The following is a 21,120-nucleotide window of genomic DNA, read 5'->3' on the forward strand; positions in this document are numbered from 1 at the left end:
GAGCGGGATTCTTCCGTTATTTTTCTTTTTTCTGGTCACGATATTTGCCAGGAGTCGTGCCTTCTATCTTTTTGAATGATCGAATGAAGTTTTGCGGATTTTTATATTTCAGTTTTTCCGAAATTTCTTTCACTGACATATCTGTTTCAACAAGCCAGTTTTTGGCAACATGATGCCTGTAGGACGAGAGATATTCACTAAAAGAGATGTCCATTTCCTTTCTGAAAATACTGCTTAAATAATTTGGATTGTAATGCAGGCGTGTCGCAATTTCATCCAGTGTGAGATCTGAGTCAAATTCTTGATGAATGATATGAATGATCTTCTCAGAGATATTTTTGTATTGTGAATCCTCGCGCGCACCGAGCTGATCAATAATCGGCATAATTATCTTATGTTTGAGCCATGCCTCCGTATCTTCAAATGTTTTAAACTCAAAGATCGCATCATAGAGCATTTTGTTGTCTTCTACTTCAAATAATTCAATCCCTAGTAGGTGCATCAGCTCAATTAAGTTATTTAAAAATCGGGCGAGGGCGATATGATATTCATGCGGTCCTGCATTTTTTGAGAAAATAGATTGTAAGAGCACATGTAAATAATGATCGGCTTTCCCTTGATCACATGCTTTAATCGCATCAAATAGATCATGTTGCAACTGTTTTGGAAAATGGGTTTTAAACGTCTTCCCATGCTGGATATTTTGATAATAGATGATGGACTTTTTCTCGGCTTTGAGTCTATACTTTAAGGCTTCTTTCCCTTCGATATAAGCGTGTTTGGCCATTGTGAGGTCCGTAAACAGCCGGCTAATTCCAATACTAATGGACAAACCGAGCTCATCCTCGATACGCTGCTGAATGGTTTCAGCTAATTGATTTAAATATTCTGTAAATTCTTCTTCTGACATCGATTGATTGAGTACAATGGTTGTTTGATGCTGCCCCACAACGGTTGGCTGTAAGTGCTCATCTTTTGGAATAATCTGCTCTATGAGCCCATTCATTGCAAATAAAAGCAAGTCTGCATCCTTTTTCTCATATGGTGTTCCTTTTAAAGTATCAATTTGTGTGACAAGCAAGGATAAATTGGACCATTGACGAGGAAAACCTAGACTTTGAAATCGGTTGTTAATTTCTTCTTCAGAAAGCTTTCCGAGTAAAAGCCGTACCATAAAATATTGCTGTAAGTGAGTGACTTGCTGTTCAATGCGTTCCTCTAAATCATTGTTTTGATCTTTCATTTGTTTAATACTCGACTCGATTAATTCAAATTCATTTTGGTAAGGTTGTTTATGCAAAGATGATTCATTGCGGGCAAAGGACTCGTATAATAATCGGATCGGTTTATAAAAATGCCGGGAACCAAACCATGAACACAATAATGAAAGCGCTAACAAAAGAAAGCAGATAATAAAAGTGATCCACCCAATTGATTTCGTTTGCTGCTTCAGTTGAGGGATTGAGACAACAGATAAGTACGTCCATTCATTATAGTCTGACTTTTGAAAAGTAATTTTATAATTGAGTTCATTGATCTGCATGTCAAATTGTCCCGTTCTGTCTTCACGTGACAATACATGCTTGACGAAATTTTGGTTTTTCACGGAATCACCGATTTTTTCTTTGCGATTATGCAGCAACACTTTCCCGTTGGTATCAATTACGAACATACTATCAGATTGAGAGAAATCAGGCATATTGTCTGCAATCACGCAGCTTGGGATACTTGCGACCGCTATCCCCTTTTTTTGGACACTGTTCATTGGAAGTTGTTTGATTAAGTTCACATTGTACTGACAAAAGGATGTTTTTCCTTCTTTTGTAGCGACGAGCGGATTATTCTCTTCAAGTGCCCAGCTAGAGTGGCTTGGAATATTGATATATGTTTTTAACGCTTTTTCTTGATCTCCAGTGGTTAAATGATAGAGACCTGAATTGTTCATGTACCATTCTTCTATCTCGCTGACGAGCGTAATATTGGATAGGTCTGTGTCGAAGGTTTGCAAGTAGTTAAGCTCCTGTTGTACTTGATTATAAAGCTGGAATTGATCTGGTTTTAAAGGTTCTGCCAGTGTTTGAAGGAGAGGCGGCGAACTGACATAGTGAGTGAGAGAATGATCAACCGTTTTTAAAATATGCTCAATATTGGATCGCGTTTGTTTGACGCTGTCCAGTTTTTCATTTGAGATATTTTCAAGTGCTATTTTTTGCGAATGCTGATAAGAAAAAATACCGACAATGATAACAGGAATGGTGCTAAGCATGAAAAAAAACGTCACAAGCTTGTAATAAAATTTATACTGCCTTCTTTTCATAAAACCCCCCATTTCAAACGAACCCTCTTTTCCCTCCTTAAGTTATTAATCCAAAAATCTGGTAGGTTTGTCAATAATCATTTTCTAAGATCAGGATCATTTTCTTATGTTTTATGTAACATTTTGAGTAGCTCCGTATAAGAAAATATGATCTGATGATATGATTGTAGACGGATTTTTCATCCTTAAGATACAGTTAACACATGCATCGTCATGAAGGGAGGCTTTATCAATGAAAACACAGGATGTCACTGCCAAGGGTGTGCCTGCGGCAGCTTTGAAAAAAGAAAAGAGAAAGCGCTTACTTAATCAATTACTTAGTCAAAAATTTTTGTATTTAATGATTTTGCCGGGGCTGATTTACTTTATCATCTTTAAATATGTGCCTATGTGGGGACTTATCATCGCCTTTCAAGATTATCAGCCGTTTCTCGGTATTCTTGGCAGTGAGTGGGTCGGATTTAAACATTTTATTCGTTTATTTACAGAACCGACATTTTTCATTTTGTTAAAAAATACGTTGATTTTATTTGCCATGAATGTTGTGATTTTTTTTCCGATTCCGATCATATTGGCACTTCTTTTAAACGAAGTCAGATTGGCTTTATTTAAGAAGTTTGTTCAAACAATGATTTATATTCCGCATTTTATGTCATGGGTGATTGTCGTGTCCTTATCTTTTGTTTTATTAACGGTAGATGGCGGATTGATTAATGAACTGATTGCTTTTTTTGGAGGAGAAAAAATTAACTTCCTACTCAGCCAAGAATGGTTTAGACCAATGTACATTTTACAGGTCATTTGGAGAGAATCAGGGTGGTCTACAATTATTTATCTTGCGGCGATCACGGCGGTCGATCCGCAGCTATATGAAGCAGCAAAAATGGACGGCGCAGGTCGCTTGAGACAGATGTGGCATATTACACTCCCTGCAATTAAGAGCGTGATTGTCGTACTGCTTATTTTAAAAATTGGTGATACGTTAGAACTAGGGTTTGAACACGTCTACCTATTACTCAATGCAACGAATCGAGAAGTAGCAGAAATCTTCGATACGTACGTCTATACAGCGGGGTTAAAACAAGGACAATTCAGCTATAGTACTGCTGTTGGTTTATTTAAAGCAGCTGTTGGGCTTATTTTAGTCATGATGGCCAATCGTTTAGCAAAAAAGTTCGGAGAAGAAGGTATTTACTAAAAAGGGAGTTGAGTGAGAATGAGTTTATCTACTGAAAAGACTTCACCGCTTGAGCATGCAGAAAAATTAGCACAGACAATAATGAAAGCGTATACACCAAGTGAACTACCGCCGGCAGGAAGATGGCATTATCATCAAGGGGTATTCCTTTGCGGTGTCATGAAGCTCTATGAAGCCACAAGGAATGAGATGTATTTTGCGTATGTAAAAGCCTATGCGGATTCATTGATTGATGACTATGGGAACCTGTTATTTCGCAGGGATGAGCTCGATGCTATTCAGGCAGGGTTACTCTTATTTCCGCTTTACGAAAAAACTGGAGATGAGCGTTACGTTCGAGTAGCGGAGAAACTGCGCGGACTTTATAACACATTGAATCGCACCTCTGAAGGCGGATTTTGGCATAAAGACAAATACGCCTATCAAATGTGGCTGGATGGTCTCTATATGGGCGGACCTTTTGCGCTAAAGTATGCAAAGCTTAAAGGGGAAGAAGAGCTGATCGATATGGTCATCCATCAAGAACACTTGATGAGAAAGCATACAAAAGATGAAAATACAGGCTTATATTATCATGCTTGGGATGAACGAAAAGTGATGCCGTGGGCAGATCAAGAGACCGGCTGTTCTCCAGAGTTTTGGGCGAGGTCCTTTGGCTGGTATGTGCTGGCATTAGCAGATATGATCGAGGATTTGCCAGATCAGCATCAGGCTCGTCACGTGTGGAAGGATACACTGGCTGCCATGCTGGAAAGTGTAGCGAAATATCAGGATGAAGAGTCAGGACTCTGGTATCAAATCATAGACAAAGGAAGTCATTCTGATAATTGGCTTGAAAGCTCAGGATCTTGCCTGTTTATGTATGCAATGGCAAAGGCAATGAATAAAGGATATGTGAGTCTTCGTTATACTGATCAGATTGTGAAAGCCTATGAAGGATTGATCCAATATAAGACGGCGGTTAAAGAAAATGGCGATTTTGCTGTAAGTGATATTTGTATCGGAACTTCTGCTGGGTTCTATGATTACTACATTGGAAGAGATCAGAGTACAAATGACTTGCACGGGGCAGGCGCTTTTATTATGGCGTTAACTGAGCTGGAGAAGCTGTCTGTTTTTCAAAAGGCATGAGGAGGATACAAAGGGTTGCGGTGCTGATGATTGCTTTCATCGCTGTCCTTTGCATGGTCGCCTGTCAGAGAAATACAGAAGGTATCAACGTACTCATTTTTTCTGATATGTCAAAGGGGATGAAAGATCAACTGATGGAAAAGGCCTTTCCTCCTAATCAACAAAAATGGGACGTTCAAATTCTTCCTGCGATTCCAGAGAAGCTGCTTGTTGAAATTACAGCAAAAGAAGGAGACGTCATGTTCGTTCCTGAAGACATGTTTAGAACGTATGATGATCCTGAGGGCTTTAAACTGCTTGATGAGATGGCGATAGATGATCAGGCAACGGGACCATATACAATTGAGAACCCAAAAACCGGAAAAGAAGTAGATTATGCTGTCCAAATATCAAAAGGAACGAAAGAATTAAACGGTTATACATTTCGGCTAAACCGGGATATGGTCGCCTTTATTCCAGTATATGCGGAGAAATCCGAAGAAGCGTTGTCTCTCATAAAACAACTTCGTGAAAATCGATAGAAAAAGGGGTGGGGAATGTGAAACGAGTGGTCATTTGCGGGCTGAGTCATCGCGCCTTTAATATGTTTATTAAACCGCTCACAGAGGATTTCAATGATCGTTATATGATAACAGGGCTCTTAGATATTGATAAAAAGAGGTATATACTTTGTCAGGAACGCTTTCCATCTCTAAGGGGTGTTCCGTTTTTCCGCGAGGATGAATTCGATCGGATGGTAAAGGAATCTAGACCGGACATCGTCATTGTCGCAGGGCGTGATGATACACATGTCACCTATATATTAAAGGCGCTTGATCATGATCTAGATGTCATCACTGAAAAGCCGATGGTGACAACAGCAAAAGATGCCAAAATAGTGATGGATAAAGAGGCTAAAAGCAAAGGGAAGGTCACTGTCACCTTTAATTATCGCTACAATCCATTCCACCGGAAAATAAAAGAACTGATTTTAGAGGGAAAGATTGGAAAGGTCACATCAGTTGAATTAAGCTGGCTCATTGATACGTATCATGGAGCCAGTTATTTCAAAAGATGGAACCGCACACGTCAATTCTCGGGCGGGCTTTCTATTCATAAGTCGACCCATCACTTTGATTTAGTGAACTGGTGGATTGATCAAAAGCCTAAGCAAGTATTTGCTTACGGTGCTCTGAACTATTATGGAAAAAGAAGTCAGTGGAATCCATTGCAGGATGAAGAAAACAGATATTGCGGGACGTGTCAGGTGAAAGATCAATGCCATTATGAAGCACGATGGAATCCGCGGGTAGAGCGCTCGATGGTGGAGGATGATCATATCCAATCAGGACAAGAGCAGTCCGAGCTTTATTCAAATTACCGCCCTGATGCGTGTATTTTTGATGAGGAAATTGACATTGAAGATACATACGTGGCGTCTGTCGTTTATGATCAAGGTGCCCTGCTGAGTTACTCGATTCAATTCTCAGCTCCATATGAAGGATACCGACTAGCCATAAATGGGACGAACGGGCGAATTGAAACTAATGAGTTTCACGTACCTTCGAGAATACCTTTTCAATACCCTGAACAAACCATTTCTTACTACCCAATGTTTGGCTCTAAAGAGACAATTGAAGTAGTGAAGCAGCCAGGCGGACATGGGGGAGGAGATCCGCTTTTATTGGCTGATTTATTTTTAGGAAAAGATCCACTCATTCACTATGACATCTCTGCAGGAGCAGAGGCTGGTGCTTATTCGATTGCCCTTGGAGAAGGAATGTGGCGTTCAGTCGCAGAAAAACGTCCGATCGAAATAGAAGAACTGTTTCAGAAAGAGAGGGTGTAACGAGATAGAGAGGAGGGAAAGAGATGGATTATGATGGATCAATGAGCAGAATGCTGAGAATGTGTGAATGGGTAATGCGGCTTGCCTATACGAATTTGCTTTGGCTTTTGTTCACATTGCTAGGACTAGGTTTCTTTGGGGTGATGCCAGCGACGACAGCGCTATTTTCAGTGATGAGAAAGTGGATACAAGGACATGCACAAGTAAAGGTATTCCGCATGTTTTGGAAGGTATACCGAGAGGAGTTTCTTCGGTCGAATCTGATTGGAGTGGTTCTTCTCATGATTGGAACCATTATTTATGTGGACTTGGCTTATATTTATCCAACTAACTTTTTCTTACATGCTCTCCGTTTTGCCATTTATATATTTGGTTTCCTGTATATTGTCAGCTTGTTTTATATTTTCCCACTGCTTGCTCATTTTGATTGGAAAAAACGACTATATTTGAAATTTTCCCTTCTGCTCGGTATCTCATATTTACAATATACACTCTCAATGCTTGCTTTCTCGGTATTGGTGTTTTTCCTTTTTGCTTATTTGCCAGGGATCGTTCCGTTTTTCAGCATGAGTATCCTTGCGTATGGTCACATGTGGCTAGCCTATCAAGTATTTAAAAAGATCGCGTTTGATAGCGAGCAAAAGACAGTAGATGTGAAGAAACGACTGCCGTCTTTCCTGCAATCAAAGCGGGTGAATACTCATTAATTCAACTTTATGTTGATGATTTGCTATAATGGGGTCACTTCGTATAGAAGGAGAGATCAACGACGTGTCAGTAAAAGAGATTTCAATAGAAGATTTAAAGCAAAAGCTAGAGCAAGGAGAAACAATACAGTTAATAGATGTTCGTGAAGATGAAGAGGTAGCAGAAGGAATGATTCCAGAGGCGGTCCATATTCGTATGGGGGATATTCCAAAGAAGCTGGATGCGTTCGATCAGAATCAAGAATATTTTATCATTTGTCGTTCTGGTAAACGCAGTGAAAATGTCTGCTATTACTTAGAAGATCAAGGTTATCAAGCGACAAATGTTGTAGGCGGAATGCTTCTATGGACAGGAGAAACAAAACCAAAACTGTAAAAAGGAGTCCTTTCATCAACGAGATGAAAGGCTTTTTTTGTTCATATGCCCGTATCACAGCGCATAAAGATAGAGTAGCGAGAGAAGGGAGAGTGGCATATGTGCTAAAGGTAGCTGTATTTGATGAAGAACATGAAAAAGACTTGCAGAGTGAAATCAATCTGTTTTTAAGAGGAATGGATGAGGACCAAGTCATTGATATCAAGTACAATGTGGCGGTGGTCTGTGACCAAGGAGGAGAACAGCTATACTGTTTTTCTGCACTTATTTTATATAAAAAATAAAGAAAAATGCCGTTCGGATGAGAAGCAGGCATTTTTCTTCTTTATTATTTGGTTTATTGACCTTACCCCTAGCTCATCACTTCTCAAACAGAAAAGAGGCGAGTTTCTCACTCGACCTTTGTAACATGTTCTCATTCATTTTTTCAACCGTCCATATGTGATGAAGATTTTTCTTCGATACGCTTTCGAAGACGGTATATATATTCTTTTAAACAAACGGCAAAAATAGTGAATGCCAGAACAATCGCCATCTTTAAAGGGGTGATCGAAAGCTTCAAGAAAAAGGCTGCTGTCAAACTGATCACGACAGCTAGGATAATTGGGAGTTGTCGTCTCATCATTTACAATCTCTCCTTTGCTTCTAGTGCAGCGTATTTGCCGGCAAGCCGGCCTGTGACAAGTGCTGATGTGATATTGTAGCCACCTGTGTAACCGTGAATGTCTAATATTTCTCCGCAGAAGTACAGACCAGGCATTTTTTTAGAGGCCATTTTCTTTGGTTCAATCTCTTTAACAGATACCCCACCGCCCGTGACGAAAGCCTTGTCTAAGGAAAGGGTGCCATTTACGTGGACGACGAAATGTTTACAGTCGTGGGCAAAGGCACGCAGTTTCTCCTTTGTAAGACGAGAAAATGTTTCTTGAGGATCGATCTGGTGTCGTTCTAAAAGAAATAGTAAATAGCGTTCTTGCATCCAAGATTTTAGCACATTTTTAATAGATTTCTTAGGTGATTCCTTTAAATCCTGCTGAAGCTTTTGAAATAGTTCCTCGTCATGAAGTGTTGGATATAAATCGATTTGCAGGCGAACCGTCGGCTGCTTTTTCAGCTCTTTGACAACAAACCCACTGCACCGAAGTATAGCTGGACCTGATAAGCCAAAATGAGTGAAAATCATATCCATCACATGTGTGACAACAGGTCTCCCTTTTTTGTTCAATACACTGACCGCCACATTTCTTAAGGAGAGCCCTTGAAGCACTTTTTCTTTAATAAAACGTTCATCTGATGTGACCGGTACTTCTGTTGGGAAGAGTTCTGTGATGGTATGGCCGGCAGCCTCTGCCCAGGCGTATCCGTCTCCGGTTGAGCCAGTGTGCGGCACACTTTTACCGCCAACAGCAACCACCACAGCTTTGCTTGAAATTTTTTCATCATGATTTGTAACAATTCCGGCTGCTTGTCCGTCTTGATACAGAACGGTTTGAATCTTTTCATTTGTTCGGATGGTGACGTTCAGTGCACGGAGCCTGTTTAAAAGGGCATCAACAACAGATTGGGCTTTGTCTGAAACAGGGAACATCCGCCCATGATCTTCTTCTTTTAATTCAATGCCTAGGTTCTCAAAAAACGCAATAATATCTTCGTTATTGAACTCAGAAAATGCACTATATAAAAAACGGCCGTTTCCGGGGATATGCTTGATGATTTCTTCTACTGGAAGGCGATTGGTCACGTTACAGCGTCCACCGCCAGAAATGGCGAGCTTTCTGCCAAGTTTGTTCCCTTTGTCAATTAACAGAACAGATGCACCGTGCTCTGCTGATGCAATCGCAGCCATCAGTCCAGAAGGTCCACCGCCAATGACAATGACATCATAATGTTTCATGTTTCATTCCTCTTTCTACTTCAGTCATCACTCTATTATAACGAAGAACAGAGAAGGCTGAAATATGAATTGATTGGTTTTGTGACTTCTGTGTTGGAATTGTTACCTGTGCGAGGAAATGATGTGGTAAAATAGTTAAGTTGAATATTCATTAGAAAAATGGTGGTTAAGCGCATGTCTAATAAACTGCTTCGAGGTACGTTGGTTTTAACGATTGGGACTTATCTCTCTCGTATTCTTGGTATGATTTACTTAATTCCATTTAGCGCAATGGTTGGAGCTACTGGTGGTGCGCTATTTCAATATGGATACAATCAGTATACGATCTTTTTAAGTATTGCTACGTTAGGATTTCCAACAGCGGTATCGAAATTTGTCTCAAAATATAATGCAATAGGCGATTATGAGACAACAAGAAAAATGTTCAGGGCGGGTATGTCGGTCATGCTTGTCACCGGTATCATCGCCTTTTCTATTTTATATTTGACCGCACCGATTTTTGCCAAGATTCAGCTTGGCGGATCGAATGAAACGGGCGGTTTGACCGTCGATCAAGTGGTATACGTGATTCGTATGGTGAGTTTAGGTCTTTTGGTTGTGCCGATTATGAGTCTTGTGCGAGGATTTTTCCAAGGACATCAAATGATGGGACCGACAGCCGTTTCTCAAGTTATTGAGCAGCTTGTCAGAATCATCTTCTTACTAACGGCTACATTTATTATTTTAAAGGTTCTAGACGGCGGGCTTGTCATTGCGATCGGGTATGCGACATTTGCGGCGCTTATTGGGGCGTTTGGCGGGTTATTTACCCTCTATCTATATTGGTTGAAGCGGAAGGATCGGCTCCTTTCCATGCAACCTAATACAGGGACTTATTCGAATTTGTCCTATAAGCAAATGTTTACAGAGCTGTTTAGCTATGCCGCACCGTATGTGTTTGTTGGACTAGCCATTCCGATTTATTCTTATATTGATACCAATACAATTAACAGAGCCATGATAGCATCGGGACATCAGGATATGAGTACAGCGGTACTGTCAATTGTGACACTATACTTACCAAAATTGGTCATGATTCCTGTGTCACTTGCAACCGCTTTTGGTTTAACGTTAATTCCTACAATTACGGAATCATTTACAGCACGTAATTTTAAACTGCTCAATCGTCAAATTGATCAAACAATGCAGATGATATTGTTCTTCGTGCTCCCAGCTTCATTTGGAATCTCTGCTTTGGCAGGACCGGTTTATTGGTTTTTCTATCCGTCTGTTCATCCTGAGATTGGGATATCCATTTTGTTCTGGTATGCACCTGTTGCCCTATTGTTCTCTATGTTCACCATTAACGCAGCCATTCTGCAAGGGATTAATAAACAAAAATTTGCCATTGTTAGCTTAATTTTAGGAATTTTGATTAAAACCGTATTGAATATTCCGCTGATTAGCTGGCTCCAAGGAAATGGTTCCGTGCTTGCCACAGCACTTGGCTATAGTGCGTCTATTTTATATATGTTCATCATGATTAAGCGTCATGCAGGTTACTCATTCCGCAGGATTTTCAAACGTTTTATTCTCATTAGCATTTTAACGGCTATTATGGTTGTAGTAGCTTTTGCGACAAGTCAACTTGTGAGTCATTTTATTTCTTATGAAGGCGGAATTGTCCAAGCTGGTATTGTTATTTTGATTTCGATGTTAACTGGCAGCGGTGTGTATATGTTCTTATCTTACAAGGTTGGATTGCTAAAGCGTGTACTTGGCAATCGATTACCGAAATTTATGCGTAAAAAAGTTTAAGAAGAGGTGGGGGTTCATGAGGCTTGATAAATTGCTTGCAAATAGCGGCTTTGGTTCAAGAAAAGATGTGAAAAAATTGGTCAAGGCCCGGGCCGTCACAGTGAATGGTGAAGTGGCAAAGCAGGTGAAAGATCATGTTGATCCATCGAATGATGAAGTGTTCGTACACGGAGAGCGAGTGGAGTATAAAGAGTTCATTTATTTAATGATGAACAAGCCAGATGGTGTGATTTCTGCAACAGAGGATCTTCGAGATGAAACGGTTGTAGATTTACTTGAGCCGGAAGATATTGCAAGACAGCCTTTCCCTGTGGGGAGACTGGACAAGGATACGGTCGGTCTCTTGCTCCTGACAAATGACGGACAGCTCGCTCACCAATTACTTTCTCCAAAAAAGCATGTGCCTAAAACGTATGAAGTCCATTTAAAATATCCTTTAGGAGATCAAGATATTAAACGTCTCGAGCAGGGGGTTGTCATTTTAGACGATTATGTAACAAAGCCGGCAAAAGTTGAAGTTGATGCCAATCTAGAGTCAGATACACGAATTCGTTTAACGATTACTGAAGGGAAATACCACCAAGTAAAGCTAATGGCTCAAGCAGTAGGAAATGAAGTCATCTTTTTAAAGCGTCTTTCTATGGGAGCCATATTATTGGATGAAGACCTTGAGCCTGGAGAATATCGAGAATTAACTGATGAAGAATTAGATAATCTAAGAGAATAGAAAAAGAACCGGCGATATGCCGGTTCTTTTTGTTATATGGAAAATTCATTATACTCAAGAAGATATTTTTACTTTTTTTCTCGTTGTTTCCCATTTGCCTCTGCTTGGACTATGAACAAGATCATTATAGGCAAGCACGTTTAAGTCTCTTTGGATGGTTCTAGGTGTGATCCCGAATTCATCAACCAGCTCTTGTGTTGTCACAAGACCTTTTTCTTGAATGAACATATAAACTGATTTAATTCGAGTCATCATACGGTTTGTTGAAGGTTTCAAAAAACCACTCCCTATCAAGTAAGATCGAATGGACTTGACTAACCACAACTTACTACACTAAAACTGCCATGCAACAATGGTAAATGTTCGTGTTTCTTAATGTTTTATTTTATTATACACATTATTATGCATGGAGTTCCACCAAAAAGTCAAATTTACGTTTTTTTAAACATATCTACATGTTATATAACATGAGTTGAATTCGGTTACAACCCAATATCCATAAGGGATATTGGGTGATTTCTTCCGAAAAAAGAAACACAGAATATTTACACATTATCCTTCTAAGAAAAAGAGCTGAATGAAAAATAATAATGCGAAGACGAGAACAAGGACGTGTACCTCTCTCCATTTTCCTTTTGCCAATTTCACTAGTGGATATGAAATAAATCCAAGTGAAATCCCTGTAGAGATACTTGATGTCAGCGGCATTGACAGAATGACGAGAAAAGCAGGAAATGCTTCATCAAGCTCTTTCCAGCGAATGCGAGAAACTGAGTTCATCATCAAACAGCCAACAATAATCAATACAGGTGACGTGATGGCAGGAAGTGAAGAAATGGCTTCAACTAATGGACCAAAAAACAAAGCGACAATAAACAGTGCAGCCACCGTTAAAGAAGTAAGACCTGTTCTTCCGCCAGCTGCAACCCCTGACGATGATTCAATATATGCAGTCGTTGGGCTTGTTCCAAACATGGAGCCGGCGGTTGTCGCAACAGAATCAGCAAGCAAGGCCCTGCGTACCTTTGGCAGCTGACCATTTTTCATTAATCCTGCTTGTTCTGCAACCCCGATCATCGTCCCAGTCGTATCAAATACCGTCACAAGTAAGAATGAAAAAACGACTGCATACAAATGATGTGAGAAAACGTCACCGAAGGCAGCGAATGGGTTCGTAATCAGTATCCCTTCAGGTAGTGCAGGAACATCCATGAGTACTTTAGGGAAATGAAGGTGGCCAGTCATGAGCGCAAGCACAGTTGTGGCTAGCATACCAATAAACAGTGCACCATTCACTTGAAGAACCATTAAAATTACTGAAATCATTAAACCGATCAGTGTTAACACGACAACAGGAGAGGTTAAGTGACCGAGTTTCACAAGATTTTCTGGATCAGCGGCAATGATGCCAGACTGCCTGAGACCGATGAATGCAATAAAAAGTCCAATCCCCGCTGTAATTCCGTACTTTAAGTTATCTGGAATGGCTTCAATCAGTTGTTTTCTTAAGGGTGTTAACGATAAAATAATAAAGAGTATCCCAGCCACAAATACTGCACTGAATGCCGTTTGATAGCTGATACCGCCGCCTCCAACAACTGTGAAGGTGAAATAGACATTCAGCCCCATGCCCGGTGCGATGGCGATTGGATAGTTGGCAAAGAGTGCCATCCAGAGCGTACCGACGACAGCGGCGATAATTGTTGCAGTAAAGACTTGGTCAAAAGGAATACCTGCTTTTGAAAGGATTCCTGGGTTAACAGCTACAATATATACCATTGTAAAGAATGTTGTCATTCCAGCGATTAATTCTTTCTTTATGTTGGTTTGGTTTTCTTTTAACTGAAACATAAAATCCTCCATTTACGAACGTTATTGCAAAACAATTAATATAATATTCGTTTTGAGGGTGGATTGCAACCTTTTTTCAAGGAGGAATAGAAAAATGAATTGGGAATTTGAAGTCATAAGAAAAAAAGAGGATCTGATTAAAGACACACAATCTTTTTTGCAAATTGAAAGTGTACTTGATGAAGAGGGCGGAAAAGAAGGAAAGCCGTTTGGGGAAAAAGTCAATGAGGCCCTTCAGTATATACTGAAAAAAGGGGAAGACGAAGGTTTTACTGTCAAGAATGTCGATGGATATGCAGGTCATATTGAATATGGACAAGGTGAAGACATTGTAGGTGTGCTATGCCATGTGGACGTCGTGCCTGCAGGCGATGGCTGGACAACCCCTCCATTTTCAGCAGATATACGAGAAAATAAAATCTTTGCACGAGGTGCCATTGATGATAAAGGACCAACCATGGCTGCTTTTTATGCGCTTAAAATTTTAAAAGATGCAGGACTGCAGTTATCGAAAAAGATTCGTTTAATCATTGGAACAGATGAAGAAAGTGATTGGCGTTGTGTGGAGCATTATTTCAAACATGAGGCCATGCCGACTGTCGGCTTTGCGCCAGATGCAGATTTTCCAATCATTCATGCCGAAAAAGGGATTATTGATGCGATTGTGTCATTTACTTATCCAGAATCAGAGGGGAATACGCGTTACAGCCTGAAGCATTTTACATCAGGTATGCGGCTTAATATGGTGCCAGATGAGGCCATCGCAACAGTGACAGCAACACAAGAAGATGCAGAGGCGTTAAAAGCAGCGTTTGAAGAATATCTCGTAGAAAACAAATTATCAGGTGAAACGAAGGAAACAGCTAACGGTCTGCATTTTACATTAAAAGGGGTTTCAGTTCATGCAATGGAACCGGCGCATGGCGTCAATGCAGGAATTCATATGGCGAATTTTTTATGTAAGCATGAATTAGATGAACATGGGCTTGCCTTTACATCACAATTGAACGCCTTATTTGATCAGGACACACGAGGTCAAAAACTAGGAATTGCATGCCGAGATGATATGAGCGGAGAGCTGACTCTCAATGTAGGAACAATCCGTTATACGCAGTACGAGGAGGCGAAGCTTGGCTTCAATGTCCGTTATCCAGTGACAGCAGACGGCAAGGACGTAAGGAAAGGGATTGAAAGCATTAAAGGAGCAGCGCTTGAAAAATTTGACGACAGCCCTCCGCATCATGTGTCAAAAGACCATCCACTTGTGAAAACATTGCAACGTGTGTACGAGGAACAAACAGGAGACCCAGCGTCCCTTATGGCCATTGGAGGAGGAACGTATGCAAGGTCTTTAGAAGCAGGTGTTGCCTTCGGTCCTCTATTCCCTGGAAGACCAGACTGTGCGCATCAAAAGGACGAATATATAGAGATTGATGATTTACTGAGAACAACTGCTCTGTATGCTCAAGCAATATATGAACTAGCAAAGTAAGACAGAAAAGAACACACAGGCTCAAGGGGTGACCTGTGTGTTCTTGACATGCTCCATTATGCTTTAAACACATCACTTGATAAATATCGTTCGCCCGTATCTGCTGTCATACAGATGACGATGTGCTCTTTAGGCATTTGCTTGGCCGTTTCAATGGCTGCATAGCACGCTGCGCCAGATGATGGACCGACTAAAATTCCTTCAAGCCGGGCAAGCTGCTGTGTGATGTGATAAGCATCGTCATCGCTGACTTGCATTATGTCATCATAGACATCCTTATTAAGGATGTTAGGAATAAAGCCTGGACTTGTTCCAACAAGTTTATGTTTACCAGGTTTTCCGCCAGACAAGACAGGAGATCCTTTCGGTTCGGCGACACGTATTTTCAAAGAAGGGAATGCTTTTTTTAATTCCTCACCTGTACCTGTAATCGTTCCACCAGTACCGGCTGTTGCCACAAATGCGGCAAGTGGCTGGTCGATCTGTTTCACAGCTTCAATGATTTCAATAGCCGTAGTTCCTCTATGGGCATTGGGATTGGCCTCATTATCGAATTGCATTGGAATAAAGCTATTCGGAATCTGTTTCGCTAATTCTTCTGCCTTTCGAATGCAACCAGGCATTTTTTCATCTCCTGGGGTCAGCACAACCTGTGCACCATAAGCCTTTAAAATATTCATCCTTTCCTTTGTCATCGTATCAGGCATGACGAAAATGGCCTTGTACCCTCTTGCCGCTGCATTCATCGCTAAGCCAATTCCTGTATTACCGCTTGTTGGTTCAATGATGGTTGCCCCTTTTGTCAGCGTCCTCTGCCTTTCAGCCTCAATGATCATATGATAGGCGGCTCTATCTTTCACACTTCGACTAGGATTAAAAGATTCAAGTTTTACATAAATTGCAGCCGCATCCTCTGGCTGAAGACGGTGTAGTTTGACAAGTGGTGTATCGCCAATGAGCTCAGCGATGTTTTGTGCAACTTTCAACATTTGACACCCTTTCTTCTCATTCCGCATTTCTTTAGTTATACTATCAACAATAGGATTCGTAAAGTTTGTTAAAGAAGGACGGGTGATCATATGACTGGAAGCCGTCATTATTTTATTGGGGTTCAAATACATGAACAGCTTGCGCATCAAATCAAAAAAGACGTAGATGCAAGGAGTGGGCTGTATTTTCAAAAATGGACAGCTCCTGCTGATTACCATGTGACCCTTGTGTTTTTAGGTGCTATTGCAAAAAAGCGCTTGGAGCATATCATCGAGCTGTTGGAGAAGCTTTCTAAAGACACCGCTGCATTTCCACTGGAGCTGTATCATTTAGATAGCTTTGGTCAAAAGGAGAAACCGAGAGTCTTTTTTGCAAAGCCAAATGAAAGCACTCCGCTTATGCAATTGAGAGAAAAGGTGAAAAAGGCCGTCGTAACAACTGGCCATCCTGTCGAAACGAGACCATTTCATCCGCATATGACCATTGCACGTAAATGGGATACGGATCAGCCTTTTGTGGAACAAGCGCCTTTACGAGAAGTGCCATATACGATGGATGTTTCAAGTATCGCTTTGTTTGAAATACGTCCAGAAGAAACACCACGTTATCATGCAATCAAACGATTTACACTACATAAATGATTCTAGAAGTTGGAGTGAGCATCATATGGCGCAAATTATCAAAATTCAAGATTATATTTCTCGATATGAGCAAGACCCGCATCATTACATCAACCAATTTATTCGATTGAAAAAGCAAAGATGGGAAGAACTAAAGCAGGCATCAAAAGAGCAGAAAATTCAGTTTGACCAAATATCTGAACAAGCATCCGAGCAAGAAGATGAAAAGAAAAAGACATTCTCCTTAAAGAGAAAGCAGAAACAAGCCGATATGAAAAAGGAACGTGACCTGAGACTTTTTCATGAGCCAACAGACATAGAACAAGGTGTATTCCGAAATGTTCCAACTGATGAAGCGAAGCTGATTCACTTTTTCAAGGATCATCTTTACGATGTTCAATTAAAATGGGCGAGTTCAACCATTTCACAAATTTCAACGGTCTCGCATCACATTCGGTATGACGAAAAGCTGCGTATGCTGGCAAGACAGCTTCCAGATTCATATTTTGTGATGTATAAGCCGGTGCTGCTGATTCAAAAAGCTGAAATGGAATTATGTCCGGTTCTCATTACGCCGCTAGAAGTGATTTGCTTATCCTTCTTAGAGGCAGAGCCAGACAGTGTGTATATCGGATCAAAGGAACGCTTCTGGGAGAAACGTGCGACTGGGAAAGCTGTACAGTCGGTCTTGAATCCTTGTGCGCATCTTTTGCGTTCTGGAAACGTCGTGTCAAAAATTCTTGATCAAAACGGTGTAGATTTTCCGGTGAAGAAAATTCTCATCAGCCGTACCTCTTATATTGATCTACCAGAAGTTCCTTATGGAATAGAGGTTATTGATAAGAAGAAGGCAGAAGAATGGTTTGAAAAGCAACGGAATAATACGGCACCTACAAAGCATCAACAATTTAAGGCAACAAAAGCATTGCTTGCTTATGGTGAATCAGTTAGCAAAAGAAGACAGGAATGGCTCGATTAACATGGATCAAGGTTGCCAATAACGAGACTTGAGTGGAGCTTATATATGAATGAATGGTATTTTATCATCAATCCAGTAGCAGGACATGGAAAAGGACGCTGTACTTGGAGGAATATAGAGAAAGAATTGCAAAAGATGGAAATCTCATATCGCTCTTTTCTTACCCAGCATGAAGGGCATGCAGAAGTATTGGCAAGACAAATTGCCACAATGCAGGATGACAGGCTGAAACGTCTTATTGCGATAGGCGGTGATGGCACCATTCACGAAGTGCTAAATGGCTTAAAAGAAACAGAGCATGATGTTCAGCTTAGCTTTGTGCCGACCGGTCATAGGAATGACGCCGCTAAGGGACTTGGAATCCATCGACATGATGTATTAAAAGAAGTGAGAAAGCAAAAGAGCCTGCTCACTAAAACATTTTCTCTCGGCTCATTTCAAGATCATGCAGAAAGCCCGCAGTCTGTTCTGTTTATCAATCACATAGGGATTGGGTTTGATGCGCACGTCCTAAAAAAGACTGCCCATTTCAAAGGGAGAAAATGGCTGATTCGTCTCAAATTAGGGTTTATCATATATCTTATGTCGTTTCTCCGCTCTCTATGGTCATTTAAGCCTTTTGACCTTGCTCTTTTTATTGAGAATGAGAAAAAAGTCTTTCGTCAAGTGTGGTTTGTCATCGTATGTAATCACCCTTTTTATGGCGGTGGACTGCAAGCAGCGCCTGAAGCTACTTCTCGGCAACCAGGATTTCAAACGATGGTTGTCACGAATTTAAATCCATTTAAAGTCCTCGTGTTTTTAAGTGCTATGGTATTTCGGAAGCATATCACAATGGATGGTGTCACCCTTTTTCACCATAAGGAAGCTTATTTAGAAGCAGATGAAAAAATTTTGTTTCATGCAGACGGTGAAGTCATCGGTGCAACCCCTGTCTTTGTGAAGGCAAGTGAACGATCCTTAAAATTACGTGCTTAAAAAAGCAACTAGACAAGCGCCTCGTCAAAAGAACCAAATAGCTCACCCGATTTTGAAAAAGGCATGCTTCGGTCGTGTTCTTGTCCTGATTTGTTAGTTTTGCTTGACGAGTATAAGAAGGTAGCGATAAAATCTATAGGACGGCTATTGTTTAGCATCTCAATTTCAATAGCTGTCCTTTTTGTTTTTATGATCATATAAATAAAAAAGCAGCCAATTGATCTTCAATCGGCTGAATTTTGTCGACTAAAAAAGCGTGATTCAAAATATTTTAAGAAATGATGGGTTGAAAATTGATATGAACTGGTTGGGACAAATATTAGGTAGCGAATGGCACATCTCTCCTGCTGGAGGCGCTACGGGAGATGCGTACTTCGCAACACACAATGACCAAAAGCTATTTTTAAAACGCAATACATCACCGTTTCTTGCGGTTTTGTCAGCTGAAGGCATTGTGCCAAAGCTTGTCTGGACAAAACGAATGGAAAATGGGGATGTCATTACAGCACAACATTGGCTCAGTGGCAGAGAGCTAAAGCCTAAGGACATGAATGAACGTCCTGTTGCGGAACAGCTAAGAAAAATCCACACATCAAAAGAATTGCTCGATATGCTTAAAAGGTTAGAAAAGCACTCGCTTGACCCAGCATCCATTCTGATGCACATCAAGCAGTCTATTTTAAAAGAGCAAATTAATTCCAATGACATAAAGCGTGCCATTCAGTACTTAGAGAAGCATGTAGATGCGGTCCATTATGAGGATAAGGTCGTGTGCCATTGTGATCTCAATCATAATAACTGGCTACTGACAGATGAAAATCAGCTCTATCTCATTGATTGGGATGGTGCCATGATTGCGGACCCAGCGATTGATCTAGGACCTCTTTTGTATCATTATGTGGAAGAAGAGAATTGGGAAAACTGGCTCTCCATGTATGGCGCTCCGCTGACGGACAATTTGCGAAAACGCATGGCTTGGTACGTGCTTGCAGAAACGGTATCCTTTGTCGTATGGCATAAAAGAAAAGGAAATGAGAAGGCACTAAAAGAGGTGCAAGCCGAACTAAGCGCATTGCTCAAACGGTTAAACATTCATTAAGACAGTGGAATGTTCTCGACCCACTCAGACAGATGAGATTGATGCTCCTCGATATGCGCATCAATTGAACTGACGGTCGCTCCTTTTTGACTATATTCATAAATATCGGTTAAAAGCTGACGGATATCCGCATCGAGATCCTCTTTTGCCAGCATTAATTGAATCACACGTCCCACCTGTTCATATTCTGCAACAGTACCACAGCAATCAAGCTGATGATCGGTTAAAATATCTTTGATTAATTGAAGCTGATGTTGACGGTTTAATCCCATACGTATGCTCCTTTTTGCGTGTCGTTTATGTGGTTAAACTGTGCATCAAGCTTTTATTTTATACATACGACAGATCAGCTCAGCGAAAGGCTGGTCTTTTTTCATATACGCATATCAGATGCTGTCTTGCGGCTCTTCATGTTTCATGGTATCTTGATAAAATGTAAAGAAAATAGAGGTGTATCAAATTGAGAATGCGGCATAAACCATGGGCTGATGATTATTTAGCTGAAAATGCTCATATTGCCCTAGCAAACCCTGAACAGTATAAAGGAAAATGGCACGAGCTGTTTGGAAATGATCATCCAATTCATATCGAAGTCGGTACAGGAAAAGGGAGCTTTATTGCTGGAATGAGCAAGCTTCATCCTGACATCAACTATATTGGCATTGAATTGTTTAAGAGCGTCATTGTAACAGCTGTAGATAAAATCAAAGAAACAGATGTCCAAAATGTGAAGCTGCTCAATATTAACGCAGACACGCTTACAGACGTGTTTGCCGAAGGTGAGATAGATCGAGTGTACTTAAATTTCTCTGATCCATGGCCAAAAACAAGACATGAAAAACGTAGATTGACCTTTAAAGCATTTTTAGAGCGATATGAACATATCCTCTGCCCAGGCGGTGAATTGCATTTCAAAACAGATAATCGCGGATTATTCGAATACTCCTTGAAGAGCTTTTCTGCTTACGGACTCCTCTTAACTTATGTGAGCCTTGATTTACATGCGGATGGACTAGAAGGAAATGTGATGACCGAATATGAAAAGAAATTCTCTTCTATGGGACAGCCCATCTATCGATCAGAAGTAAAGTTCCCAGAATAACATGTGAAAAAAGCTGGCTGCAACAAGGTGTTGT

At 40.6% G+C, this 21,120-nt stretch carries 22 protein-coding genes; 15 read left to right on the forward strand and 7 right to left on the reverse strand.

Annotated elements, in window-relative coordinates:
* Window positions 1–16: 16 nt before the first annotated feature.
* Complete coding sequence (locus tag ABVJ71_RS15965; protein WP_353854886.1) at window positions 17–2,317, reverse strand: helix-turn-helix domain-containing protein; 2,301 nt, start codon at window positions 2,315–2,317, stop codon at window positions 17–19.
* A 232-nt stretch (window positions 2,318–2,549) separates the two neighbouring features.
* Between ABVJ71_RS15965 and ABVJ71_RS15970 the strand changes: the two genes are divergently transcribed.
* The 7 genes from ABVJ71_RS15970 (at window position 2,550) to ABVJ71_RS16000 (ending at window position 7,841) form a co-directional block, all read left to right on the forward strand.
* Entirely contained in the window at window positions 2,550–3,515 is a 966-nt protein-coding gene (locus tag ABVJ71_RS15970; protein ID WP_353854887.1) for a sugar ABC transporter permease, read from the forward strand.
* An 18-nt stretch (window positions 3,516–3,533) separates the two neighbouring features.
* On the forward strand, window positions 3,534–4,646 hold the full coding sequence (locus tag ABVJ71_RS15975) for a glycoside hydrolase family 105 protein (protein WP_353854888.1): 1,113 nt from the start codon (window positions 3,534–3,536) through the stop codon (window positions 4,644–4,646).
* On the forward strand, window positions 4,643–5,167 hold the full coding sequence (locus ABVJ71_RS15980; RefSeq protein WP_353854889.1) for a lipoprotein YteS: 525 nt from the start codon (window positions 4,643–4,645) through the stop codon (window positions 5,165–5,167). The genes ABVJ71_RS15975 and ABVJ71_RS15980 overlap by 4 nt, the downstream gene beginning before the upstream one ends.
* A gap of 17 nt (window positions 5,168–5,184) precedes the next feature.
* Entirely contained in the window at window positions 5,185–6,474 is a 1,290-nt protein-coding gene (locus ABVJ71_RS15985) for a Gfo/Idh/MocA family oxidoreductase (RefSeq protein ID WP_353854890.1), read from the forward strand.
* 23 nt (window positions 6,475–6,497) lie between these two features.
* Window positions 6,498–7,181 (forward strand): YesL family protein, encoded by a 684-nt coding sequence (locus ABVJ71_RS15990; protein ID WP_353854891.1) that lies wholly within the window; start codon window positions 6,498–6,500, stop codon window positions 7,179–7,181.
* Window positions 7,182–7,245: 64 nt separating this feature from the next.
* Window positions 7,246–7,557, forward strand: a complete 312-nt coding sequence (locus ABVJ71_RS15995; protein ID WP_353856716.1) for a rhodanese-like domain-containing protein — start codon at window positions 7,246–7,248, stop codon at window positions 7,555–7,557.
* Window positions 7,558–7,658: 101 nt separating this feature from the next.
* The gene (locus ABVJ71_RS16000; protein ID WP_353854892.1) at window positions 7,659–7,841 is read left to right on the forward strand and encodes a sporulation protein Cse60; all 183 of its coding nucleotides are present in this window, start codon (window positions 7,659–7,661) and stop codon (window positions 7,839–7,841) included.
* 143 nt (window positions 7,842–7,984) lie between these two features.
* On the opposite strand, the gene ABVJ71_RS16005 is transcribed toward ABVJ71_RS16000, so the two are convergent.
* Entirely contained in the window at window positions 7,985–8,182 is a 198-nt protein-coding gene (locus tag ABVJ71_RS16005) for a hypothetical protein (RefSeq protein ID WP_353854893.1), read from the reverse strand.
* Window positions 8,183–9,451, reverse strand: coding sequence for an NAD(P)/FAD-dependent oxidoreductase (locus tag ABVJ71_RS16010; RefSeq protein WP_353854894.1), 1,269 nt, complete (start codon window positions 9,449–9,451; stop codon window positions 8,183–8,185).
* Between the two features lie 174 nt (window positions 9,452–9,625).
* Here ABVJ71_RS16010 and ABVJ71_RS16015 point away from each other — a divergent pair, with 174 nt between their 5' ends.
* Both ABVJ71_RS16015 and ABVJ71_RS16020 read left to right on the forward strand, forming a co-directional pair.
* The gene (locus ABVJ71_RS16015; RefSeq protein WP_353854895.1) at window positions 9,626–11,248 is read left to right on the forward strand and encodes a polysaccharide biosynthesis protein; all 1,623 of its coding nucleotides are present in this window, start codon (window positions 9,626–9,628) and stop codon (window positions 11,246–11,248) included.
* 16 nt (window positions 11,249–11,264) lie between these two features.
* Complete coding sequence (locus tag ABVJ71_RS16020; RefSeq protein WP_353854896.1) at window positions 11,265–11,975, forward strand: pseudouridine synthase; 711 nt, start codon at window positions 11,265–11,267, stop codon at window positions 11,973–11,975.
* Between the two features lie 54 nt (window positions 11,976–12,029).
* On the opposite strand, the gene ABVJ71_RS16025 is transcribed toward ABVJ71_RS16020, so the two are convergent.
* Window positions 12,030–12,251 carry a DeoR family transcriptional regulator gene (locus ABVJ71_RS16025; protein ID WP_008356419.1) on the reverse strand — a complete coding sequence of 74 codons (222 nt, stop codon included), beginning with the start codon at window positions 12,249–12,251 and terminating at the stop codon, window positions 12,030–12,032.
* Between the two features lie 276 nt (window positions 12,252–12,527).
* Window positions 12,528–13,826 carry an NCS2 family permease gene (locus ABVJ71_RS16030; protein WP_353854897.1) on the reverse strand — a complete coding sequence of 433 codons (1,299 nt, stop codon included), beginning with the start codon at window positions 13,824–13,826 and terminating at the stop codon, window positions 12,528–12,530.
* Between the two features lie 94 nt (window positions 13,827–13,920).
* Between ABVJ71_RS16030 and pepV the strand changes: the two genes are divergently transcribed.
* Window positions 13,921–15,318 carry a dipeptidase PepV gene (gene pepV / locus ABVJ71_RS16035; protein ID WP_353854898.1) on the forward strand — a complete coding sequence of 466 codons (1,398 nt, stop codon included), beginning with the start codon at window positions 13,921–13,923 and terminating at the stop codon, window positions 15,316–15,318.
* A 56-nt stretch (window positions 15,319–15,374) separates the two neighbouring features.
* Here pepV and cysK read toward each other — a convergent pair whose 3' ends face one another.
* Window positions 15,375–16,304, reverse strand: coding sequence for a cysteine synthase A (gene cysK, locus ABVJ71_RS16040; RefSeq protein WP_353856717.1), 930 nt, complete (start codon window positions 16,302–16,304; stop codon window positions 15,375–15,377).
* Window positions 16,305–16,397: 93 nt separating this feature from the next.
* Between cysK and thpR the strand changes: the two genes are divergently transcribed.
* The 4 genes from thpR to ABVJ71_RS16060 all read left to right on the forward strand — a co-directional run bounded on the left by thpR (window position 16,398) and on the right by ABVJ71_RS16060 (window position 19,984).
* On the forward strand, window positions 16,398–16,949 hold the full coding sequence (gene thpR, locus ABVJ71_RS16045; protein WP_353854899.1) for an RNA 2',3'-cyclic phosphodiesterase: 552 nt from the start codon (window positions 16,398–16,400) through the stop codon (window positions 16,947–16,949).
* 25 nt (window positions 16,950–16,974) lie between these two features.
* The gene (locus tag ABVJ71_RS16050; protein WP_353854900.1) at window positions 16,975–17,907 is read left to right on the forward strand and encodes a hypothetical protein; all 933 of its coding nucleotides are present in this window, start codon (window positions 16,975–16,977) and stop codon (window positions 17,905–17,907) included.
* Window positions 17,908–17,952: 45 nt separating this feature from the next.
* Window positions 17,953–18,885 (forward strand): YegS/Rv2252/BmrU family lipid kinase, encoded by a 933-nt coding sequence (locus ABVJ71_RS16055; protein WP_353854901.1) that lies wholly within the window; start codon window positions 17,953–17,955, stop codon window positions 18,883–18,885.
* Between the two features lie 298 nt (window positions 18,886–19,183).
* Window positions 19,184–19,984: a phosphotransferase family protein gene (locus tag ABVJ71_RS16060; RefSeq protein WP_353856718.1), complete on the forward strand. Its 801-nt coding sequence runs from the start codon at window positions 19,184–19,186 to the stop codon at window positions 19,982–19,984.
* Here the strand turns inward: ABVJ71_RS16060 and ABVJ71_RS16065 are convergent.
* Window positions 19,981–20,256 (reverse strand): YtzH-like family protein, encoded by a 276-nt coding sequence (locus ABVJ71_RS16065; protein WP_353854902.1) that lies wholly within the window; start codon window positions 20,254–20,256, stop codon window positions 19,981–19,983. The two genes, ABVJ71_RS16060 and ABVJ71_RS16065, sit on opposite strands and share 4 nt — an antisense overlap.
* A gap of 188 nt (window positions 20,257–20,444) precedes the next feature.
* Here ABVJ71_RS16065 and trmB point away from each other — a divergent pair, with 188 nt between their 5' ends.
* Entirely contained in the window at window positions 20,445–21,086 is a 642-nt protein-coding gene (gene trmB / locus ABVJ71_RS16070) for a tRNA (guanosine(46)-N7)-methyltransferase TrmB (protein WP_353854903.1), read from the forward strand.
* Window positions 21,087–21,120: the final 34 nt, after the last annotated feature.

The sequence above is a fragment of the Bacillus sp. Bos-x628 genome (assembly GCF_040500475.1).
Lineage (GTDB): Bacteria > Bacillota > Bacilli > Bacillales > Bacillaceae > Bacillus > Bacillus maqinnsis.

What these genes read in the sequence shown, in the direction of transcription:
- ABVJ71_RS15965 (WP_353854886.1), bottom strand. Translation starts at nt 2,317, where the DNA reads ATGAAAAGAAGGCAGTATAAATTTTATTACAAGCTTGTGACGTTTTTT.
- ABVJ71_RS15970 (WP_353854887.1), top strand. Translation starts at nt 2,550, where the DNA reads ATGAAAACACAGGATGTCACTGCCAAGGGTGTGCCTGCGGCAGCTTTG.
- ABVJ71_RS15975 (WP_353854888.1), top strand. Translation starts at nt 3,534, where the DNA reads ATGAGTTTATCTACTGAAAAGACTTCACCGCTTGAGCATGCAGAAAAA.
- ABVJ71_RS15980 (WP_353854889.1), top strand. Translation starts at nt 4,643, where the DNA reads ATGAGGAGGATACAAAGGGTTGCGGTGCTGATGATTGCTTTCATCGCT.
- ABVJ71_RS15990 (WP_353854891.1), top strand. Translation starts at nt 6,498, where the DNA reads ATGGATTATGATGGATCAATGAGCAGAATGCTGAGAATGTGTGAATGG.
- ABVJ71_RS16005 (WP_353854893.1), bottom strand. Translation starts at nt 8,182, where the DNA reads ATGATGAGACGACAACTCCCAATTATCCTAGCTGTCGTGATCAGTTTG.
- ABVJ71_RS16010 (WP_353854894.1), bottom strand. Translation starts at nt 9,451, where the DNA reads ATGAAACATTATGATGTCATTGTCATTGGCGGTGGACCTTCTGGACTG.
- ABVJ71_RS16015 (WP_353854895.1), top strand. Translation starts at nt 9,626, where the DNA reads ATGTCTAATAAACTGCTTCGAGGTACGTTGGTTTTAACGATTGGGACT.
- ABVJ71_RS16020 (WP_353854896.1), top strand. Translation starts at nt 11,265, where the DNA reads ATGAGGCTTGATAAATTGCTTGCAAATAGCGGCTTTGGTTCAAGAAAA.
- ABVJ71_RS16030 (WP_353854897.1), bottom strand. Translation starts at nt 13,826, where the DNA reads ATGTTTCAGTTAAAAGAAAACCAAACCAACATAAAGAAAGAATTAATC.
- pepV (WP_353854898.1), top strand. Translation starts at nt 13,921, where the DNA reads ATGAATTGGGAATTTGAAGTCATAAGAAAAAAAGAGGATCTGATTAAA.
- thpR (WP_353854899.1), top strand. Translation starts at nt 16,398, where the DNA reads ATGACTGGAAGCCGTCATTATTTTATTGGGGTTCAAATACATGAACAG.
- ABVJ71_RS16050 (WP_353854900.1), top strand. Translation starts at nt 16,975, where the DNA reads ATGGCGCAAATTATCAAAATTCAAGATTATATTTCTCGATATGAGCAA.
- ABVJ71_RS16055 (WP_353854901.1), top strand. Translation starts at nt 17,953, where the DNA reads ATGAATGAATGGTATTTTATCATCAATCCAGTAGCAGGACATGGAAAA.
- ABVJ71_RS16060 (WP_353856718.1), top strand. Translation starts at nt 19,184, where the DNA reads ATGAACTGGTTGGGACAAATATTAGGTAGCGAATGGCACATCTCTCCT.
- ABVJ71_RS16065 (WP_353854902.1), bottom strand. Translation starts at nt 20,256, where the DNA reads ATGGGATTAAACCGTCAACATCAGCTTCAATTAATCAAAGATATTTTA.